At 36.2% G+C, this 20,637-nt stretch carries 16 protein-coding genes, 1 pseudogene and 1 riboswitch; of the genes and pseudogenes, 15 read left to right on the top strand and 2 right to left on the bottom strand.

Annotated features, from left to right (window positions below):
* Positions 1-549 precede the first annotated feature (549 nt).
* The 14 genes and pseudogenes from ACQKII_RS17180 to ACQKII_RS17115 all read left to right on the top strand — a co-directional run.
* Positions 550-879: pseudogene (locus ACQKII_RS17180) on the top strand (hypothetical protein); the annotation flags it as partial.
* Positions 880-1,204: 325 nt separating this feature from the next.
* A complete protein-coding gene (locus tag ACQKII_RS17175) occupies positions 1,205-1,828 on the top strand; it encodes a phage baseplate assembly protein V (protein WP_427461277.1) in 624 nt (207 codons plus the stop codon).
* The gene (locus ACQKII_RS17170) at positions 1,828-3,237 is read left to right on the top strand and encodes a pre-toxin TG domain-containing protein (protein ID WP_427461275.1); all 1,410 of its coding nucleotides are present in this window, start codon (positions 1,828-1,830) and stop codon (positions 3,235-3,237) included. The genes ACQKII_RS17175 and ACQKII_RS17170 overlap by 1 nt, the downstream gene beginning before the upstream one ends.
* Before the next feature lie 84 nt (positions 3,238-3,321).
* On the top strand, positions 3,322-3,816 hold the full coding sequence (locus tag ACQKII_RS17165) for a hypothetical protein (protein WP_427461273.1): 495 nt from the start codon (positions 3,322-3,324) through the stop codon (positions 3,814-3,816).
* A gap of 345 nt (positions 3,817-4,161) precedes the next feature.
* Positions 4,162-4,398, top strand: a complete 237-nt coding sequence (locus tag ACQKII_RS17160) for an HNH endonuclease domain-containing protein (protein WP_427461285.1) — start codon at positions 4,162-4,164, stop codon at positions 4,396-4,398.
* Between the two features lie 31 nt (positions 4,399-4,429).
* Positions 4,430-5,104, top strand: a complete 675-nt coding sequence (locus ACQKII_RS17155; protein ID WP_427461272.1) for a hypothetical protein — start codon at positions 4,430-4,432, stop codon at positions 5,102-5,104.
* A gap of 340 nt (positions 5,105-5,444) precedes the next feature.
* On the top strand, positions 5,445-5,867 hold the full coding sequence (locus ACQKII_RS17150; protein WP_427461270.1) for a hypothetical protein: 423 nt from the start codon (positions 5,445-5,447) through the stop codon (positions 5,865-5,867).
* A complete protein-coding gene (locus ACQKII_RS17145) occupies positions 5,864-6,247 on the top strand; it encodes a hypothetical protein (RefSeq protein WP_427461268.1) in 384 nt (127 codons plus the stop codon). Before ACQKII_RS17150 ends, ACQKII_RS17145 begins: the two co-directional genes overlap by 4 nt.
* 624 nt (positions 6,248-6,871) lie before the next feature.
* Positions 6,872-7,357: a hypothetical protein gene (locus ACQKII_RS17140; RefSeq protein WP_427461266.1), complete on the top strand. Its 486-nt coding sequence runs from the start codon at positions 6,872-6,874 to the stop codon at positions 7,355-7,357.
* Between the two features lie 734 nt (positions 7,358-8,091).
* Positions 8,092-8,250, top strand: a complete 159-nt coding sequence (comX, locus tag ACQKII_RS17135) for a competence pheromone ComX (protein WP_427461264.1) — start codon at positions 8,092-8,094, stop codon at positions 8,248-8,250.
* On the top strand, positions 8,241-10,565 hold the full coding sequence (locus ACQKII_RS17130) for an ATP-binding protein (protein ID WP_427461262.1): 2,325 nt from the start codon (positions 8,241-8,243) through the stop codon (positions 10,563-10,565). The genes comX and ACQKII_RS17130 overlap by 10 nt, the downstream gene beginning before the upstream one ends.
* A gap of 996 nt (positions 10,566-11,561) precedes the next feature.
* Positions 11,562-14,426, top strand: coding sequence for a hypothetical protein (locus ACQKII_RS17125; RefSeq protein WP_427461260.1), 2,865 nt, complete (start codon positions 11,562-11,564; stop codon positions 14,424-14,426).
* 126 nt (positions 14,427-14,552) lie between these two features.
* Positions 14,553-15,323, top strand: a complete 771-nt coding sequence (locus ACQKII_RS17120; RefSeq protein WP_427461259.1) for a hypothetical protein — start codon at positions 14,553-14,555, stop codon at positions 15,321-15,323.
* An 82-nt stretch (positions 15,324-15,405) separates the two neighbouring features.
* Positions 15,406-16,359, top strand: a complete 954-nt coding sequence (locus tag ACQKII_RS17115) for a glutaminase (protein WP_427461257.1) — start codon at positions 15,406-15,408, stop codon at positions 16,357-16,359.
* 480 nt (positions 16,360-16,839) lie between these two features.
* Here the strand turns inward: ACQKII_RS17115 and ACQKII_RS17110 are convergent, their stop codons facing one another.
* A complete protein-coding gene (locus tag ACQKII_RS17110; RefSeq protein ID WP_427461255.1) occupies positions 16,840-18,177 on the bottom strand; it encodes an amino acid permease in 1,338 nt (445 codons plus the stop codon).
* 158 nt (positions 18,178-18,335) lie between these two features.
* Positions 18,336-18,412: riboswitch (glycine riboswitch) on the bottom strand.
* 266 nt (positions 18,413-18,678) lie between these two features.
* On the opposite strand from ACQKII_RS17110, the gene ACQKII_RS17105 reads away from it, so the two are divergent.
* Entirely contained in the window at positions 18,679-19,593 is a 915-nt protein-coding gene (locus ACQKII_RS17105) for a tetratricopeptide repeat protein (protein WP_427461253.1), read from the top strand.
* A gap of 249 nt (positions 19,594-19,842) precedes the next feature.
* Here ACQKII_RS17105 and ACQKII_RS17100 read toward each other — a convergent pair whose 3' ends face one another.
* On the bottom strand, positions 19,843-20,229 hold the full coding sequence (locus ACQKII_RS17100) for a rhodanese-like domain-containing protein (protein ID WP_427461251.1): 387 nt from the start codon (positions 20,227-20,229) through the stop codon (positions 19,843-19,845).
* Positions 20,230-20,637: the final 408 nt, after the last annotated feature.

Below are 20,637 nucleotides of genomic sequence, written 5' to 3'. Positions count from 1 at the left end.
GATATCAATATCAGATAAAATAGAGTTAAAACGATGGGTAGGTTCCAAATCATATAAAATTTGCATATCAAACAGGCTTTCTTGTCGTATAATAGGCATAGAGCATTTCTCCAATCTGTTAATTTGTGTGTAGTAACTCTCATTATACAGGATTTGGGGAGGTGCTCTATTTTCTTGTCATTTTAAGCTTAGAGCCGTAAGGTCTCAAAATTATGAAATTGACTCAACAGAAATAATATTAAAATTATTGATTATTGAGCCTGAGAATAAAAGTATTAATCAAATAGAGAATTTAGTTAAGTTTGGTCTGTAGTTTAAAATATGCAGTGAATCAACTAATTTAAGAGATTTAAATTATTCGTAAAAGGCTGAACAGGGGTTTGAAGTAGCCTCTAGTAGTGACATTAAACGATGGACTATTCCAATTGTTTAATGTCTGAATCGACTACACTAAGTTGGACATAAAAAATAGGGCTAGTACACTTAGACTACCAACTTAAAGGAGCGTGCTACTAAGTCACGTCAAACTTTTACATCTGAATTTAAATTATTGCAATAAAATATCATCAAGAACATGAATTGGATGGGACGGTTAATAAACAAATAGAAAATTTATATTTTGATGAGGCCTATACATTTAGAGTTGATACGATAGATAGAGATAATGATGACATCCGGCCAGCGTGGAGAGTAAAAGTAGATTTGCCTCCGAATCCATTTTTGTTTGAAGATTATACTCTAATTGTTTCAGACCGAGATAAAGCAGTAATGGGTAAGTTAGATCCTAATGGACATCCTGTATCAGAAGGTAATGAGTTTACTGAAGAAGAGATAGCGTATATTATGAGTGAAGAAGACCCAGAAGGATATAACGATTAAAAACGTGCTATTTTGTTAAATTCTAAGGGTAGTCTATTTATTATAATCCCAGCCAACAAATCCATAATGGCTTAATTACAATAGTTAGTTTCACAAGTTATAAAGATTTTCATTAATTCAAACAGCTCATACAACCATGTAATTGGTGAGTGTGAGCTGTTTATTTTTTCATTTTGGCAAAGTCGCTTGCACGCATGCAAAGAGGTGTACTTAGCTATGAATACCATTTGCTGTCGGAGGCAGGCATTCGTCAAGGGAGACTCAGCATTCCCTCCCTTCCAGGCACAGCGATTGAAGGACCGTCTTAGAGGTAAAGAAGGATCAAGTGCGACTGCATCTAGCGATTGATGAGGCGCAAAACAAGGAAGAAGCCACATGGTTTTCACTCGCTACGCCATATACAGCCGAGGGACATAGCGGTTTTTACAGTCCACCGGAAATCGGCGATAGCGTCCACCTGGCCTTTCCGAATCATCGAGAGGAAACAGCGGTCGTTCGTCACAGTGTTCGCAAAGGCGGCGATGCCAACCCTAAAATAGCCGATCCCAAAACGGCTTATTGGGGCACACCAAAAGGCAAAGACATGAAACTTGACCCACAATCTGTGACCTTTACCGCCAAGGAAGGCGCCGTTTTCCTGCAGTTAAACCAGGACAGTGGTATTGAGGTACATAGTAACCATCCGCTTACACTAAAGGCCAATGACAATATCACCTTTGCGGGTAAAACCATCGCCATAAGCGCCACAGAATCCATGCGCTTAACCTGTGGTTCCAGCAGTATCGTCCTAGATGGCATTACCGATATGCAGGGACAAGTTGTCGAAATGGAGGGTTCCATCAAGGCCGCTGTTCCGGCATCTAGTGCATCCGAAGAGGGTAACGGAGATGACCTTGAATCCGCTCTTGACGTCATGGGCATGATTCCCCTCGCAGGGGGTGGTGCGTAATGGCGAAGAAAGGGAAAGGTTTCTTCGGCTCGATAGGCAGTTTTCTTGGTAGTATCCCAGCTGTCGGCAAAGTCAAGAATGCCGCCAAGTCTGTAAAAAAGAAAATCAAAAATACGAAAAAGAAACTGAAAAAAGCTATAAAAAAGGCGAAGAAAAAACTAAAGAAAAAGCTCAAGAAAAAGATTGGGAAAGTATTTACAAAAGCCAGGAAGCTTAAAAATAATCTATCCAAGAGTAAAATGGTGAAGAAGTTTAAGCGGGCTGCCAAGAAAGTAGCACTGGCAACGAAAAAGGTTGCAAGTAAAGCGAAAAGTGCAGCAAAGGCGGTTACGCAGACAGCGAAGAAAGTGGCAGCAGCCGTTAAGTCGATTGATGTAAAACAAGCGATATCAACCGCGGTTGATTTTATCCCGATTGTTGGCAATGTCAAGGCAGCCTACGAAGTAGTTGTTGGGAAAGACCCATTCACTGGAAAGAAATTAGCGCCATGGGAACGAGCGGTATCAGCAGCAGCCATCGTAGGTGGACCGGCAGTCAAAGGTGCGAAGCACGCAGCAAAAATTGGGGGATCAGCAGTCAGCGGTATTGCTAAGGCTGGAAAAAAAGGAGTCCCAACTAGAGCACCAGCAGCACCACCGAAAGCAACAAAACCACCTGCTAAGCCAACAGAAACAAAGAAACCGAGCAAGAGTACACCACCAGTTGCTGCGAAACCAAAAGCAACACCGGCACCGCCGAAAGCAACAAAACCACCAGCAAAGGCGACGGGAACAAAGGCCACAATTAAGAGTCAACCAGTTGCTGCAAAACCAAAAGCAACACCAGCACCAGTGAAATCGACAAAACCACCAACAAAGTCAATTGAAACAAAAAATCAAAATCAGTCAAAAAATAGTAATAGTATAAATCAGACAAATACAACTACAAAAAATAATAACAAACCGTTAACTACAATTAAACAGGGAACGTGTGATAGCAAAAAGTTTACAGGGGCAGGAATGAAAGATTATGATAAAGTTGCAGAGGCAGAGTATGAATTAATAAGAAATGTCAAAATGAAGGATATTGAGAACGTGGCAAATAATACAGGAATTAGTGTTGAGGAAATAAGGACTATGAAGAAACATTTGTTTTTTGGTAAACATCAAATTCCTCAACCTGGAGGTAAAGAATTTAAACTTGAACGGTTTGGTGCTGACGACGAGATTGCTTTCGCATGGAAAACTGCTCAAAAGAGAGAGTTATCTTCTGAGCAAAAAGGATGGTTTAAACAATTAGCTGAACATGAGCTTACAGAGCGAAAATTGATGGCAGAAGGACAAAAATACAGAACTCTTGAATCTTGGAATCAAAAAAAGGGTACTTATGATGGCTTTCCTCCTGGTGCACATGAAAACGCACCAACTTAGCCCAATACGGCGTTTCCAGGATATGAGGAATACTTCTTTAATAATATGTTTAAATAAGAGAGGTGAAAGACTATTGGGAATTTATTGAATATCGCAGTTAAACGCTTATCAACAATTCAATTTGAGAATGTAAGTTATAAGATAAAAGAATCACATCACGTATTGATTAGAGAGTATTTTAGAAGGATTAATGTATTTTTAGATAATGTGGATATTGTTGTAGATAAATATCCTATATTCAGTATATCTAAAGTTCTCGGAAAGACGTTAGAAGGTGATATTTTCAATGTTTGTCCAAAAGTTGGTGTGATTAATAATCTTTATATAAAAGCAATTTGTTTATGTTATCTTGAAATTTCTGAATTAGCTGATGAGGGAGTCAGTGAAGCGATAGAATATATCGACTTGTATGAACCAATAATTAAATTTTTGGAAAGAGGTGGCGACTTTAGTATTCGGCAAGGTGAAATGATTGTTGGAAGTTCATCTTATCCTCTAAAATACTGGAGGGATTTAGATATACCTGTAAATGATATAAGTGATGTTTCTTTAGACAGAATAGATAAAAAAAGTAATTAGCCTATACAATTTCCGAGGGACTACCATTGAATATCTTCCTGCCATACCTCCAATGATAATCGTTAAGGGGATTACAAAAGAAAATATTAGAAAAGCGCTTGATACTTATCTCGACAATAACGCTTACTGGTTAAAACTATACTATTTAGCAGGAGAATTAGATTTGGAAATACTTGAGAATACAATAAGTAGAATTAAATCTGAAATTGAAGAAATTTGAAATTATGGCGGTTATCTTTAAGATAACCGCTCAAGCTGTAGACAAACTTGGCAAAAAATCGAGTTTGTCTACAGTCTTTTTTCTTTTACAGTAGAAAGTAAGAATAATCAGGTCCAGTTGCACTAATAGGAAACAAGTATTCAGTTCACGATGGCAATCCACTGACAACTTTCCAGGACAAGCGTAAAGTTCTGAGTGCTCCATCTACAGTTACACCCGATCCGAATGAATGGCAAATCGATCATGTTATTCCTAGGGATAAAGGTGGTACTAACAGTTACAGTAATGCTCAAGTATTATCTCGAAAAGAAAATAGAGAAAAATCAAATAAGTTACCGAACTTGATAAACCAAGCACGATAACACCACCAACTAAACCGAAAAGGAGAAAAAAATGAAGCCTATGATATTAAATAGTCAATTAAATAAAAACAATTTATGGAGCGGTTGTATACTTGCATCGGTAGCACATGCAATAATGGTTGCTCACTATCCTGAATTATCATATGAACATTCATGGGATGATGATAACTATAGTTTTGTCGATGATTCTGGAGGAAGAGGAACTATTACTTTCAAAGATAATTATTTTGTTGGAGCATTTCGAAATGACAACTTTCCCCGGACCGATATCCCCACAGCTATAGATTTTTTTACGGGTGCACCAAAAGATGTTATTGAGTTGGCTAAGAATGAAACTTTAGAATATCTTCTTGAAAAGGATGAAGATGGCACGATCTCGCCATTTATCACGACTGCAATTTGGGGTGATAATGATACTATTACTTCAATTGATAATATCGTTAGAATAGTTCAATATGGTGGATATTTATTAGAGAAGCAGCTTATGGAGAGTGACTCTGCAATTGAATCTTGGCGAGATTATTATGAGATGACTTCTGAACAAGTAGAATTGTTAAAGTCCATATATGTTAGGAAAGTAAATAATCCTCATGGAAACATCACTTTGACAAAAAGTGAGATTAAAATAATTGGAACTGAAAGTTCTGAAGGCTTGAGTGAAAGTGTGGCTTCGTTTGAGGAAATCGGGATATATTGGGAGAAGTAGACTGCTACTATGGTTAACCAATGTTGAGTGAATCCACCATTCAACCCATAACTCACTTATCCGATCTAGAAATTTCGTCTGTGCGCACATAATTACTTAAACTTAATGCGCTAAAATTGCTATTCCGTTACTTGAACAGGTTGATTATGGTCAGATACCACCATGATTGACCTGTTTTTTGTTATTCAAAATCTTTCGTAACTGTAAAATTTGTCGCCCATATCGGGAGGATGAAGGGCTAATTCCGAAACTTCAAAGTGACTTAGCCCGACCGCTATGTGTAGGAATTAGGATATCTATTATCTCCGCGGCAATTAGGCATAAGCTGTGAAGGTTTATTGTGTACTTCTGGGTATGGAGAAGCAGTTTTAAGTTTAAATTAACGATTGCTACAATTATCTTTGGTACAAGAGGCGTTGGCTCACTAACAAAGGTAGCTAAAGGGACTAAGGGTACGGGTAAAGATGATGACTTTGCAAAAGAACCATTTGTACCTGATGAATATTGGCATAGGAAAGCACCCGATAATGCAACGTCAGGTTCAAAAATAGGGCATTACAGAGATTATAAGGGAAAAAAAGAAAAATCCACTGTAATTTATGATGACTTCGGTAGACAACAATATCGGGTAGATCATGCGGACCATAGTATGCCACTAGACCATTCCGTTCCACATTTACATGAACGTAAATTTGACGACCCTGGATACTCTGAAAAGGGTAAGGAATTCAGGTATAATTTTTTTGAGGAGAAAGAGAAATGATAAATGAGTGGTATGAAGGAACAGAGTTAGAAAATAAAATTCCTAATTTCAAATCAACTGATGTTAAATTTATTACTGATTTCCATTATTTTATTGGATACAATTCTTATTATGATCAAGTTTCATTTTTAGAAATTAGCTTTTTATTAGAAGTCGATAGTCGGAAGTTTATTTTGAAAATGAAGTTTAATGATGTTACTACTTTAGATTTATTAGGATTTGGAAATAGTTATAATCAAATAACGGGATTTAGAATTAATAATTTGAAAGATAAAGGTTTTGAATTACCAAAAAAATATTTAGTAGAAGATTATGAGAATAACATTATTAAGTTTTTCTGTGCAAGCTTTGAAGTGTTGTCATTAGTAGAAACTTCTTAATGCTGTAATTCAATTATAATGAGAGTTTACACAGGCAGTACCATCATGGTGTTTTATTTTACATCTGGGCTAGGAAGAAAACGTGAGAACTGGGCGAAATGAAATTTTTAAGTTAAGTGAAGTATGATATGGAATAACTACAAACTAATGAGAATGACAAAGCTCGGGGCGATAAACAAGGATATAATATAAAATAGTTTTTTAAATTGTATACAGTTAAAGATATCCTTAATAACTCATGAAGGCAGGCCATCAAGAGATGTTATTTTAATACTAATGTAATAAGAGCGAGAATAGGCGAAATGACATTTTACTTAAAAGGATTACTCAGGGTTGTCATAAGCACAAAACACACGAGATTAAACAAGCTAAAGGGTTTAAACGTTACGCTTGCCACGTGATAAAAAAGATGTCATACTGTCAATACTAAAATAACTTATAAAACTTGCAAATATTAATAAACTTAGAAAATATATAAACTTAAAGCACTTGATTGTCTATAACAGGCGACAAGTGCTTTTTTGCATGTTTAAATCCGCAAATTGAAAAGATTACGATTATTTAATTAGTGTACTAAGTGTTAAATTTTATACAAGTACTAGCATACAAGGGGAAGAACAGGCGATGGAAATAGAGGTTTCGATAGATAAATTTGTTATAGATTATAAGGATGTACCACATTCAGCATTTTTACGTGTTTATATGGTCGGAGTGCAGAAATATAAAGTGAAAATGAAGATTTGTAGTGGAACATATAGCTATGAACTGCACATGCAGAAAAGTGACGATGTATACATTCATATGTATTTTAAAAACTTTAGAGAAACAGAAGGTCACTTACATACCCTAAGAATTGAAACAAGGCCAGAGCATTACTCACATTTCAGAGAAATACTAGAGATGATAGGGAAGCGGGCAAGTCGAGTAGAATTTGTGAGCTGTGATGTTGCATATGATATACAAACTGGTTTAGAAAATATAGTGGTGATACCGACAGACACACGGAGGAATATGACACACTTTGATACACACGATATTTTGGTAGAGGCGACCAACGTAAACGGAATGGTTACTGTCTTCTATCAATCTTTTCCATTCCCCCCTTACTAATTCGTCGAAGTCCAATCGATACTGATTCGTAAGGGTCTTTTTTATTTCTCTCCGTATATACTGCGTATACATATCTATTCCATCTCGCATGCTAGCTACCCGTTCTCGTTGCTTCTTCTTAAGTATTTGCCAATCTGTCACTACAGCCGCAAAATAATGTTCATTCTGTTTCGGCGGGTGTTTCATTAGCTCTTTAAGCAGTAGTTGCTCATTTAACTTGTACACAATTTCTATTCGACTTAATTCATGTGCTAAATAAATTCCTTTATTCTTTGCTAGCTCTAGTCTTTTGTCATAAATCCTACCAAGTTCAACTGTACTTCGAGTGATTTAATCGTTTATCTCCAATACAAGTAGGTCTTGGATAGTGATGCTATTCGTGGAACCTATTAAAAGAAGACTTCTATTTTATGTAAATCTTTGATGAATAGGTGATTTTTTTTCTAATAAGGAGCTTTATTCAATAATTGAAAATCAGAGCCTAATTTGTTGGCGAAAAATGACGTTGTGAACAAAATATATACTTAATCTAAAATTTTTTAGCATTTAATAGAAAATAATGTTGAAAAATTGTGAATACATTGTATAATTATTTTATAGTTACATTTATGGTTAATAATTACTTTTTGGTAATTTAAAAGTAGGCTATTCACTATGCGATAGCTATCAAGATTCTACTAGTTACTAGAATGTGACTATGCGCTAGAAAAAAACTAATGAAATGAGGAGATTTTATGATTAACATGATTCAATTTTTAGAGCAAAATCCATCAATGGTAACACTGTTAAAAGAAAAAAAGGCTTCTCTAGTTGGCGTAACAGCACTTGAACAAAAGGCTATATTAGAATCTTTTGAGGAAGACTTGAGTTTTGATCTTCGGTTGTGGAACTAAAATCAACTAAATACAAATGGTTTTGGCTTGCTATAAGTGTTTATTTAATAATAGGCCTTTATTTACTATTTATAACTTATAGCAAGCCTTTCTTAAATATTGAAATAGAAGAACAAAATGGACGTTGGATAGTAACAGATCCATATTATAAGGATTGGGCTGCTAAACAAGGAGTAGCACCTAGAGATGCTGTTTTATACGTGGACGGTATTCAAATCAATGATATCTCTAATATAAAATATGACTTTGTAATTAGAGCAGCAAATGAGTTAACAATAATGAAACCAAACGGTAATTTGGTTCATGTGAAAATAAAACCACAAGATATTCCGCAACAATTTTACTATGTATTTGTAGTACCTACTTGTTATTATTTCCTGACGTTGATGATTTCGTTATATCTATATTACAAACAGAAAAATACAATGTTATTAAATTTGTTAATTCTGTTTATACTAACTGTTTCATTAGCTTATGTAAGTATAGGTGCCTCAGGTATATTAAATAATTTGGGGATTATAGTGAATCGTAGTTGTATGTTATTATGCCTCATACTATTAATTCACTTTTTAAGTAATTATTTTAAATTTCTAAATATAGAATGGCAGTTTTTTAAAAACATAAAGATACTTTATATTTTACCATTACTGGTAATGGTTATAAGTGTTTTTGGTATTACTTTTCGATCTACTCATCTCGTACTATCAAATGCAATTTTAGGGTTATTTTTTTTACTACTTATACTAATACTTAGTTCTATGGCGGTAGGTTATATGAAATATAAAACACCGCAATTGAAAATTTTACTGAGTAGTATCATTATTCCGTTTTTGCCGTTCCTTTTTCTTTATGCTCTACCAGAAATTATTTTTCAAAAACAAATACTTACTGCGGATATCTGCTCTTTATTTCTAATGTTAATCCCTTTTAGCTTTATTTTCACACAGCTAACTGAGCGCATATTTGATATGGAATATTTAATTACACGTTTGCGTTATTATGTTAGTTTTGCATTTGTTTTTACACTGTGGCTATTATTAGGTGTTTATTGGTTTGCGGACCTACCTATATCAAAAATGGCAGAGATATTCTTCTTCTCTTTTTTGTCATTAACTACTCTTTTTTATGTCAAGGAAAAAATCGATTATCGAAAGCGGAAAGTTTTATTTTCTACAAAAGGAGATTACATTCATCGATTGTATACGACTGTTGATCGAATAGGGCGTGTCATTAAAATTGAGGATTTACTTCAAAAATTTGTACAGGAAGCCTCTTTACATCTTGAGATTGACAGTGTATATGCTTTAACTTATGACTACAAAAATCAACAATTTACTTCTACCAATAAACCATCAGAGTATCTACATAATCATTTCAATGAAGTAATGATTGATCGCTTACAGCTAGGCGATATAAAGAGGGTTGACAGGTTTTATCTCGCTTTCATCCACCAAGATGTGGATTATAAAAGAATATTAGTAATAGATCATAATAACTCGATTCATTTAAAAGATGAGGAACTGTTGTGGCTAGAATTATTACTTTTATATTTAAATAATTTTATTGAAAATACTAAGATGGTTGAAGAATTGTTAGAACAGTTAAAGCATGTGAAAGAAGCAGATAAAAATCTACCTTGGCTAAACAAGTTACTGTGGTTTAGATTTGAAGAAGAGAAATATCAGTTGGCGCAAGAGCTTCATGATACCAATTTACAAGAGCAGCTCCATATTGCCCGAGAAGTAAATGCACTTATTCATGAAAAGAATACGATGGTAATTCAGTCGAAACTTGCCAAGATTCATGAACAAATGATAGCATCGTTGCAGGATTTAAGAATATATTGTGAGAATTTAAAGCCACCACTATTAGACACATTAGGGTTAAATGCTGCACTCGAAAAGCTTATTCAGAAGATTCACAAGAGAGCTGACTTTGTGTTAATTTACACGGTGGATCGTCTTTATTTAGAAGATGAACGTTTAAACCTTATGATTTATCGACTTTTTCAGGAATTACTAAACAATGCTTTAAAGCATTCTTATGCAAACTCAGTCGAAATTCACCTGCAAGAAATGGCAAATGGTTTTGAAATTATTTACTCAGATGATGGAGTAGGTTGTGAAATGGAAGCTTTTATACAATCTGATTCTATGGGGATAAAGGGCATGCAAGAACGTGTACAAGCCTTTAATGGACAGTTTTATATCGAGTCAGCTATAGGCGAAGGAATGTCTATTCGAATTACTGTAAATGAAGGAAGTGACATACTTGATAATAATGTCCACCGTAGATGGTCGTCTCATTTTATTTGAGGATACTAAAAGTTAGTACAAAAAGGATAGTAAAGAAAAACTACAATTATTAATACCTTCTAATTAATTTCTCTGTATTGAGGCGATTTATTCAGTACAAAAATTGAATAGGAGGTTTTTTTGATGACGCAGTCGGGAGTTCTGCTTATAAAAAATAGAAACGATTTATTGGGATTATATACGCATTGATACATATAGCAAAATGTAAAATTGGAGAATGCAGGTTTTATTATGCCAGAAAATGAAGTAGGGAAGTTTTACCATATGACTTTTAATGGGTGGGGTATTTGGTTGTGTCTCGTATGGCAACTAGATACCTGAGCGATGCCTGTCTATACCCGAGCGGAAACCGTACAGACCTGAGCGATGCTTGGCTATACCCGAGCGGAAACCGTACAGACCTGAGCGATGCTTGTCTATACCCGAGCGGAAACCGTACAGACCTGAGCGATGCTTGGCTATACCCGAGCGGAAACCGTACAGACCTGAGCGATGCCTGTCTATACCCGAGCGGAAACCGTACAGACCTGAGCGATGCCTGTCTATACCCGAGCGGAAACCGTACAGACCTGAGCGATGCCTGGCTAGACCGGAGTGCAACCCTGACAGACCTGAGCGTATTCCCATATGTGGATTTTTCAACATACAAAGGCATTCAATAATCTATCCAAAAGAACAATTGTATGAAGACAGAAATAAATAAACAAGAAAAGTCTAGCAATCATTATTGATTGTTAGACTTTTTTTGTCAGAAATATTGAGGGAAATACTGTCAGTAGTTCTCTTAATCGACCTTATTATGATAGTGTACGATCTTGAAGAAGAAAAATAAAGTTGATTTATTATATAAAATAGTCAATAACGTCAAATTATTATCTTTTTAGTTATAAAGTTTGGTAGAAAATACACTTTATTAGAAATATGCCATAAAACAAAGGAAATTATTTAAATGTTACCGATATAACTCTATAGAAGGAAAGAGGAGGACTGAATATATTGAATAAAAAATTACTTTTCACAGTAGCAGCTATTCCGGCAGCCTTTATTGTTCCTACAGTAGTAGGGGCAGAGGAAGTATCAACGGTTTTAGTCACAGGCACGAATACAGTCAATGAAACGTTGAAGGCGTCCATTGAAAAATTACCAGCAAACACAATTATCAATAAGTATCAGTGGTACTATGTAGAGAGCGAAAGTGGGTCAAGCACTACTACGAATAAACCGATTTCTGGTGCAACAATGGCATCTTTCACAATCCCAGCTGAAGCAGCAGGAAAAACAATTTTTGTAGAAGCGATTTCGACGACGGGAACTACGTTCAAAAGTGAATCACGTACCATTAATACATTGGAACTTGAAATTACACAGCCAACATTCGATACGACTTCAAACTTTGTAGCACCGAGTGAAACGATAAGGGTCACAGGAGCCAACGTAACAGATAAAGGCGGAGCAAAGTTACAAAGCAGTCAAATTACATATAGCTATCAATGGTTTTATAAAGTTGGTGAATCATTCACTATTATTAATGGGGCAACAGGTGGTACATATAAAATCCCTGCGGATGCTTTAGAAAAAGGAATGAAGGATTTTATCGTGAAGGTGCAAGCGAAGGTTGGTTCTGCAGTTGTTGAGTCGGATGTGTCGTCTCCGTTGACAGTATCTAAAGAACCGTCTGATACTTTGATTAACGATATTAAAACTATACGTATAAGCGATAGCAAATATAATGTAACGACCTTAGAATCATTTAAAGCAGAAGTAGATTTATTAGAAAAGAAATACCAAGAGCTATCTGCCGCTGCAAAGGCGAATGTGACCAACTATGATGTACTGAAGCGAGCACTTGTGGACATAGAGGCAATAAGCAAATTAAATGAAAAAGTGAATAAAGTAAAAGAAGTAAATGAAAAAGACTTGCCAAAATACTTATTAGAAATTGAAGATACTTACAATAAGTTTGATTTATTGCTACGTAGCTTAGATTTAGGTGATGTTTTATATACGAATATTAAGGACATTTTGAAAGAGCCAGCAGATATAGCACAAATTGCGGAAGTTAGAAGATTGAATCAAGCGATTGTTGCACTATTATCCTATGAAGATTCTCTTGTGAAGTATGTACCTACAAGTATGGAGTCTCTAAAAGTGGCTGTTGAGGCGATTGAAACAGATATAGCGAAGTTATCAAAAAACTACCAAGTAACAGTACAAAATCAAACAATTTTAAATGAAGCGAAGCAAGACATTAAAAAGATTGAACAATTTATTAAACTTTTTGATAAATTATCCGTAAATAATACACCAAACAAGCAAGTAACAACTGCAAAATCCATTCGCACTGCTTATGAAAAGCTAACGTATAAACAGCTTCAATTAGTGCCTGCTACTTATGTAACGCAATTATTAGATGCAGAAAATGCAGAAGAGAATCAAATTTATTATTTAAATGCTGAGATAAATCGCTATATTGGAGAGGAAAGCTACCCTATAAATCCATCAGCGGAAACATGGCAGGGTCATGTGAAAAATGTCAACAAAATAATTGTTGATTATAAAACTTTAACGAAAAATTCAGCTGCTAAAATTATCGGATATCAAAGCATTTTAACGCTACAAAAAGATATCAAAACAGCAGAAAAAGTCATTAAGGACATGGTTGCATATAAAAATCTTACACTGACAAGTGGTGTAGCTGAAAGTAAATTACAATCTACCTATAGTAATACGTTAAAAGCTTATAATAAGTTGACAAGTTTGCAACAATCACTTGTTTATAATGCAGATGAATTTTTGAATAAATCACCAAATGTAACGATTGATGGCAAAGAACCGGCAGATAAAGCTGCAGCAGAAGCGCTAAAAGTTGATCTTGCAAAGTTTGCTGATATCACAAAGTACTCGTTTACACAGTTAGAAACTGCTGTAAACGCAGCGACAGTGACTTATAAAAGTCTTTCATCTTCAGCACGTAAGTATGTCACTAACTACCATTTATTAACGGCAGCAAGTAAAGACGTTTCCGGGGTGAAATCATTCCATAAAAAGGTACAAACTGCTAGAGAAGAAATGGACGTTGCGAAGCAAGCGAAGAAAATAGAAACTGTGGAAAAGGCTTATGCAAAATTACCAGCAAATCAGCAGCATTTAGCAAAACCACAGTACGAAGATCTACTAAATAATCGTTTAGTAGATGGAAATGCACCAAATTTATCAACATTAAATGGACAAATCGGTGCTTTGGTTTCGGACGATTTATATACGGTGTCTCTCCAAGAAATTCAGAATCTCTCTGCTCAATACAATAAATTGAGCGCAAGTGATAAGAAACTCATCACCAATGCTTCGATTTTAACAGCGGCTGTAGCAGATGTTAAAAAAGTAGAGACATTCATGAAACAGTATGATAAGTCATTTGCAAGTAATCCATCAACGGTCATTAAAGCATTTGCCAAGCTTACTTCCAAGCAAATGAACTTAGTGAGTCAAGAAACTCGTCAAAAGATTATTGAAGCTGATAAGAACCAACAAAAAGCAAATGAAACGGCGTTAGGCTTAATAGAAGCTATTAATTTACTTGTTGAAAATGGTGATTATATAGCTGATTTACAAACGAAAGTTACGAGCATCCGAGCAGACTATGATAAGCTTAGTTCGTCAGAAAAAAGCATCGTGAAAAATTATTCTAAGCTAACACAGGCTGAAAGTGATTTGAAAAAAGTAGCTGAAGTGCATGCGTTGTACGAAGCGATTCCTGCTGAGAATAGTGAAACTGCTCGTAAAGCTTGGCAAACTGGTTATGGCAAGCTTTCAAAAAAATTAGAGCTTTTATATAATAAGTTATACCCGAACGATTTGTAGGTGCCAGGCACTCACACAATTCTCACACAATTTACTCCCCATCTTTGGGGAGTATTTTTTATGGCATTACAAATTTAACTCGCTGCTCCACATCTTGGAGGAAGTGCTTTAGATGCTATTGAGTTAATGAATGTTGGTGTAAATTATTTACGGGAGCATATCATCCCGGAAGCTCGCGTACATTATGCAGTTACAAATACAGGTGGAACATCACCAAATGTTGTACAACAGTATGCAGAGGTGACATACTTAGTGAGAGCACCAAAAAAACAGCAAGTACAAGAGATTTATAAGCGTGTTGAAAACATAGCAAAAGGTGCAACGCTAATGACTGAAACATCTGTAGAGGTTCAATTTGAAGGCGCAGCATCAAATCTTATTTCAAATAAAACACTTTATGATATTATGTATAAGCAGATGCTTGAAATTGGGATGCCTACGTACACAATCGAAGATGAAAAGCATGCTACAGCTATTTTTAAGACGTTCTCCCCAGAGGTTCAGGCAACCGCGTTATTAGGACTAAGTAAAGAGGATGTTACACAGCTAAAAGATAAAGTGATTGCAGATAGCATGCCAAAAATATTACCAGAATTTATCATGGGAGGCTCTACTGATGTAGGCGATGTAAGTTGGAAAGTTCCAACCGTGCAATGTACAACAACATGTATGGCATTAGGTACACCGCTTCATACATGGCAGGTTGTGTCTCAAGGCGTTATGCCAATTGCCCATAAAGGCATGTTGCAGGCGGCAAAAGCGATGGCTTGTACAGTAATAACATTGATTGACAATCCGGTACTTATTGAAGAGGCGAGGAAAGAATGGCAAGAGCGTCTTGATGGTGAGACTTATGTTTTGTTAATTCCACAGGGCGCCACTCCTCCTAAGCATTAATAAGTTATGGCTAATTTTTGCATAGAGTCTTCGTAGGGTTATGCTATGAAGGCTCTGTTTTTCTTGAAAGGAGAACTTAAATATGGTAGAAGATCATACAAAAATTGCACAATGGGTGGAACAGTTTCGTCCGTTTGCAAAAGAAGGCAACTGCGCTAGCTACATACCAGCACTTGCCCAAAAAAATCCGCATCAACTGGCCATTGCTATCATCGGACCAGATGGTAGTAAAATGAAGGCTGGAGATACAACGGAAAGCTTTACACTCCAAAGTGTATCTAAAATTGTCACGTTTATTCTAGCTTGTATGGATAAGGGATTATCTTATGTATTAGAGCGTGTTGATGTAGAACCCACTGGTGATACGTTTAATTCGATCGTACGGTTAGAAAGTCATCAGCCCGGCAAGCCTTTTAACCCGATGATTAATGCAGGGGCTATTACAGTTTCTTCGATGCTCTCAGGAGATTCACCGCAGGAAAAAATAGATAATTTACTACATTTTTTAGAAAAAATACTTGGAAAAAAAGTAAGTGTCAATGAAGAAGTTTTTCAATCGGAATGGCAAACGGCTAATAGAAATCGAGCGCTAGCGTACTATTTGATGGCATCGGGTTATTTAGATTGTCCAGTAGAGGAAGCGCTGGAGGTTTATTTAAAGCAATGTGCCATTGAAATAGATGTTTCAGATATGGCCATGATCGGATTAGTAATCGCCAACGATGGTTATCATCCTATTTTAAAAACACAGCTATTCCCTAAGCAAGTAGCTAAATTAACGAAAGCGTTAATGGTGACGTGTGGTATGTATAATGCGTCTGGTAAATTCGCGGCGTTTATCGGATTACCTGCCAAGAGTGGCGTCTCTGGAGCAATTCTAGCGGCTGTGCCAAGCCATGCAAGCTTAGAATCCCCATTCCCGACTGGCTGTGGAATCGGCATTTATGGGCCAGCGATAGATACAATAGGAAACAGTGTTGCAGGTGTTCATTTACTGAAGCATATTGCCACAGAGTGGAATATGAATATTTTTTAAGTGACTCAAATCGCTCATGTAAATAATAAAGCAATCTTAAGTGTGCGAATGCGCGAATGCCAATGTCCTTGAAGTTGAAGTGACCCCAAAAAGTTAGAAACTTTATTGTTAAGCAGCTTGTAAGGATTGAGCTCGGTATTGTGGATTTATTTGTAGAGATAAAAATCCTTTAGATAAGCGTGAAATATTACTTTCACCAACTGAAGAAGGTTCTAATAAAATTAAAATAGCGTTACCGATTGTTGAAAATACTGATGTCCAGTTTTTCACTGCGATTAAAGATTGACAAAATAGTTTTAACGAGGCCCTACTTTTACTTTTACCATTAAACTCACAAATTGATGAATGAAAGTAATTAATGTGTAGTTACAAGATAAACAGAATTGAATAAACCTTTACAAAAAAAAGAGGCACTAACAGACAGGTAAATTACCTGTTGAGTTGGTACCTCTTTTATGCCCCTCTGATTGAAGTTTCACTTTATTTTCTTTTCATTTTATAGAGTATGAATAACACGATAAACCATATTGGTGTTAACAGTAACGCTGTACGTGTTGCCTCAGAGATGAACATCACAACTAGTAAGAAAGCAAAGAAGATAAGCACCAAATAGTTCACAAATGGGGTAAATGGCGCTTTGAAAATCGATGCTTCATGAAGTGCTCGATTTTTACGTTTATAGATGATATGAGAGATCAAAATGATACTCCATACCCAAATAAAACAGATAGCACTAATCGTCGTCACGACGCTAAAGGCATTCTCGGGCATTAGCTTACTTAATAGCGCACCTATCGATACGACAATTGCAGAGACAATCAGTGCATTACTTGGTACACTGTTTTTATTTAATTTTGCAAATGAAGAGGATGCTTGCTTATTGCTTCCAAGATTAAAGAGCATGCGACTTGTAGAGAATAAGCCACTATTGCCAGCAGAAGCAGCTGATGTTAGCACGACAAAATTAATAATACCTGCTGCAATCGGAATTCCAGCTAACGTAAATACTTGCACGAATGGACTGCTTGCGGCAGACATTTCATTCCAAGGGTTGATGCATAAAAGAACAAATAAAGCACCCACATAAAAAAGTAAGATTCGTAATGGGATTTTGTTGATGGCAGATGGAATGTTTTTTTGTGGATTTGCTGTTTCAGCAGCAGAAACACCCACTAATTCAACCCCTACAAAAGCAAAGACCACCAGTTGGAAGGCCATTAGGAAGCCGTACATTCCATTAGGGAAAAGACCACCATGTGCCCAAAGATTTTCCATAGAAACGGTACCCGCATTTGTTTGGAAACCAGTGAATAGCATGAATAATCCAATAATAATAAGTGCAACAATTGTCACCACTTTAATAAGCGCAAACCAGAATTCTAGCTCGCCAAATAGTTTTACTGTCAATAAATTTAAAATTAATAATAGTACTAAACAGCCAACTGCTGGTACCCACTGTGGAATATCAAACCAATATTGTGTATAGACACCAACGGCTATAATATCCGCCATAGCTGTCATAATCCAGCAGAACCAATATGTCCAACCAGTGACATAGCCTGCCCATGGGCCGATATATTCTGTGGCGAAATCAGTGAATGATGTATAACCCGTATTTGATAATAATAGTTCACCTAGGGCGCGCATCACAAAAAATAAGGCAATTCCGACAATTAGATAGGCGAAAATAATTGAAGGTCCTGCTAAGGCGATGGCTTTTCCTGATCCCAAAAATAAGCCGGTGCCTATTGTACCGCCAATAGCAATTAATTGCACATGACGATTTTTTAATTCACGTTTTAACTGTTGTTGTTCCACGTTAACCCCTCCAAAGATGCGTAAAGCTATGACTGGAAAATAAAAAAGAGACTAGTGGCGACACTAGTCTCGTAAACGTCAGAATAACAAATACCATTTGAGGATGTTAAAAAATAAATTGAACATTCGTGTGGTATAGCTTTCGTGGTGAAAGTTTGTATTACTCCTCTGTCCTTTTGCCTGAGATAGTGAACCCTTCGGCGACGCATATTGCGCTCTCTCCAGAAATGCTCCTGCTATAGTTTTATCCATAGCATTCATTGCACGTATCGTCGTAATGACAATACATTATTTTAAGATATTATACATCCTATCAGTGCTAACGCTATTATTCAAGTATAAAAAATTGTCTGTTTTCAGAAAAAAGAAAAATAGGGTGCTGGTTGATGAATTATTTACACAATGTAGTATTTTTAGACATACTAAAAAAGCTGTAATTTGCTGCTTGGCTTGCCTGGTAGTATGCTTTATATATAATAATTTTCCATAGGAGGTGATTGGATGAAACGAGTGAAGGAAGCTGCGAGGTTATTGGCAAAAGAAGGGGAAAGCGAGCAAGTGAAACGATTATTACTGCAAACACTTTCTGAAGAGAGTAGTCTTGTAGCTATTCATAATTTAGCTGAACTTTATAAAGAATATGACGAGTATGACAAGGCATTTATCTATGCAAAGCAGGCTGTAGCCATGGAACCTAAATCATATTATCCATATGCACTACTCGGGGAGTTATATTTGCGAAAGGCAGACGATTATTCAGCACAACAATTGCTGGAAAAAGCCTATGCCCTGTATGAGTCGCCTGTTGTAGCACATAATTTAGCATGTATCTATAAAAAACAACAAGAATTTTCGAAAGCTGCTACATATTTCATTAAATCCTATGAAACGGAGAATTATGGACTTATGAATGCTGTGGAATGTTTTGTTTTAGCTGAAGATTTACACAACGCAAAAAAATGGCTTACAGTTCTTGAAAGTGAGCAGGAACGTTTTATTGGGGAAGTTGAGATGGGCGAGTTATACGCACGGATTGGCCATTTTAAAGAAGCGGCGGAGTGGTATGCAAAAGGTTACATGCAGTATTCACATACAGGGGAATGGGTAGTTGATTATTTATGGGTCCTTCATCAATTAGGTAATGAATCTCAATTGAATACTGTTTTGAATGCCTTTATAGTTGAAATAAATAGGGAATTAAAAGAATTGCCGGTAGATGCGGTAGAGTTTGAGTGGAATGCCGGAGAGATTGAAGAAAAAGAATTAAGACTAAGAGCAAATATGGAACGTGCTAGAAGAGCGCATAGGCAGCTAGAAATTGTTTCAAATAATGGAATATATATGGCTTCACGCTGTTTTACTTTTTTCTGCCCAATGCATGATCAAGGACTTGGTGAAAGAGAACTAGATGGTTAGTCGTTAGACAACTACTATTATATAGTAGAAACTCAGAATATTAGAAAAAAGCTAGCCAATAAAGAAGTTGCTAGCTTTTTATAAAAAATATAAGAAAGTATAGGCATTCGCGCCGTACACACGATTGTCGCTTCGATTTGTCAGGCCAGAGTATGACACGTTATCGTATACTCCATGGCATGCCAAGTGTACAGCTATTTTGCGCTAAAGGTGATAGCCGTCAGCGCAAAGCGTACGAATGCGCAATTCTTATTGTTTTTTTGTTTTTATTTTACCAGTCCAATTACGGAAGCCGCCTTCAAGCTGGTAAATTTGGTTGAAGCCACGTTTTTTTAGGAATAGTGCAGCACGTGCACTACGACCTGTATTTTGACAGTATAGATATACTGGTAAATCTGGTCGGATTTCTTTAAAACGTTGACGTAGTGCTGTAGAAGGAACGTTTCGTGCGCCAAGAATATGACCTGCCTCGAATTCTTTTTGCTCACGCACATCAATTAGCTGTGCTTTACGGTAGCCTTCAATAAATTGTTCTTGTGTTAAGTTGGTTACGGCTTTTTTTAGACGCATTGCATTGATACCTATATATGCAATTAGAACTACTAAAATTACACCAATCGTGATAAGTATGTTCAAGATTTTCTTACCCCTTTCTATCTTCTTTATTATTATAAAAGATGCGGTGGCGATAGTCCAATGAGTTTGATAAAATTAACTAGATTGTGCTAAAAATGATATTACTGAATTCAGCAGAAGTTAAACGTAGTGTCAATCAAGAAATTTTCTTACCGTTTTAGGTAATGTGATTGGTGATGAATGCTGAATAAAGATAAAGCCCGGCGGATGTCACAAATTTTGAAGGGATTCGTCGCGTTCATGCGACAATTTATCTGCCCGAAAGCGAAGCGGCAGAAGCAACTGCTAACTGACCTGCATTAGTAAAAACGCCATGTCTTGTGGCTTTACTAAAATGACCGACATCTTCAGCATTCGTGCAGGACTAAACATAATTCAAAATTTGGACTCAATTACGCCGAGGCGTAG

The organism is Lysinibacillus sp. NPDC048646 (assembly GCF_050272295.1).
Classification (GTDB): domain Bacteria; phylum Bacillota; class Bacilli; order Bacillales_A; family Planococcaceae; genus Lysinibacillus.
Note: the sequence above shows the minus strand (reverse complement) of the source record. Positions and strands in the feature narration are given on the sequence as shown.

Coding starts and splice junctions, on each gene's coding strand:
- ACQKII_RS17170 (WP_427461275.1), top strand. CDS start 1,828: ATGGCGAAGAAAGGGAAAGGTTTCTTCGGCTCGATAGGCAGTTTTCTT.
- ACQKII_RS17155 (WP_427461272.1), top strand. CDS start 4,430: ATGAAGCCTATGATATTAAATAGTCAATTAAATAAAAACAATTTATGG.
- ACQKII_RS17145 (WP_427461268.1), top strand. CDS start 5,864: ATGATAAATGAGTGGTATGAAGGAACAGAGTTAGAAAATAAAATTCCT.
- ACQKII_RS17140 (WP_427461266.1), top strand. CDS start 6,872: ATGGAAATAGAGGTTTCGATAGATAAATTTGTTATAGATTATAAGGAT.
- comX (WP_427461264.1), top strand. CDS start 8,092: ATGATTAACATGATTCAATTTTTAGAGCAAAATCCATCAATGGTAACA.
- ACQKII_RS17120 (WP_427461259.1), top strand. CDS start 14,553: ATGAATGTTGGTGTAAATTATTTACGGGAGCATATCATCCCGGAAGCT.
- ACQKII_RS17115 (WP_427461257.1), top strand. CDS start 15,406: ATGGTAGAAGATCATACAAAAATTGCACAATGGGTGGAACAGTTTCGT.
- ACQKII_RS17105 (WP_427461253.1), top strand. CDS start 18,679: ATGAAACGAGTGAAGGAAGCTGCGAGGTTATTGGCAAAAGAAGGGGAA.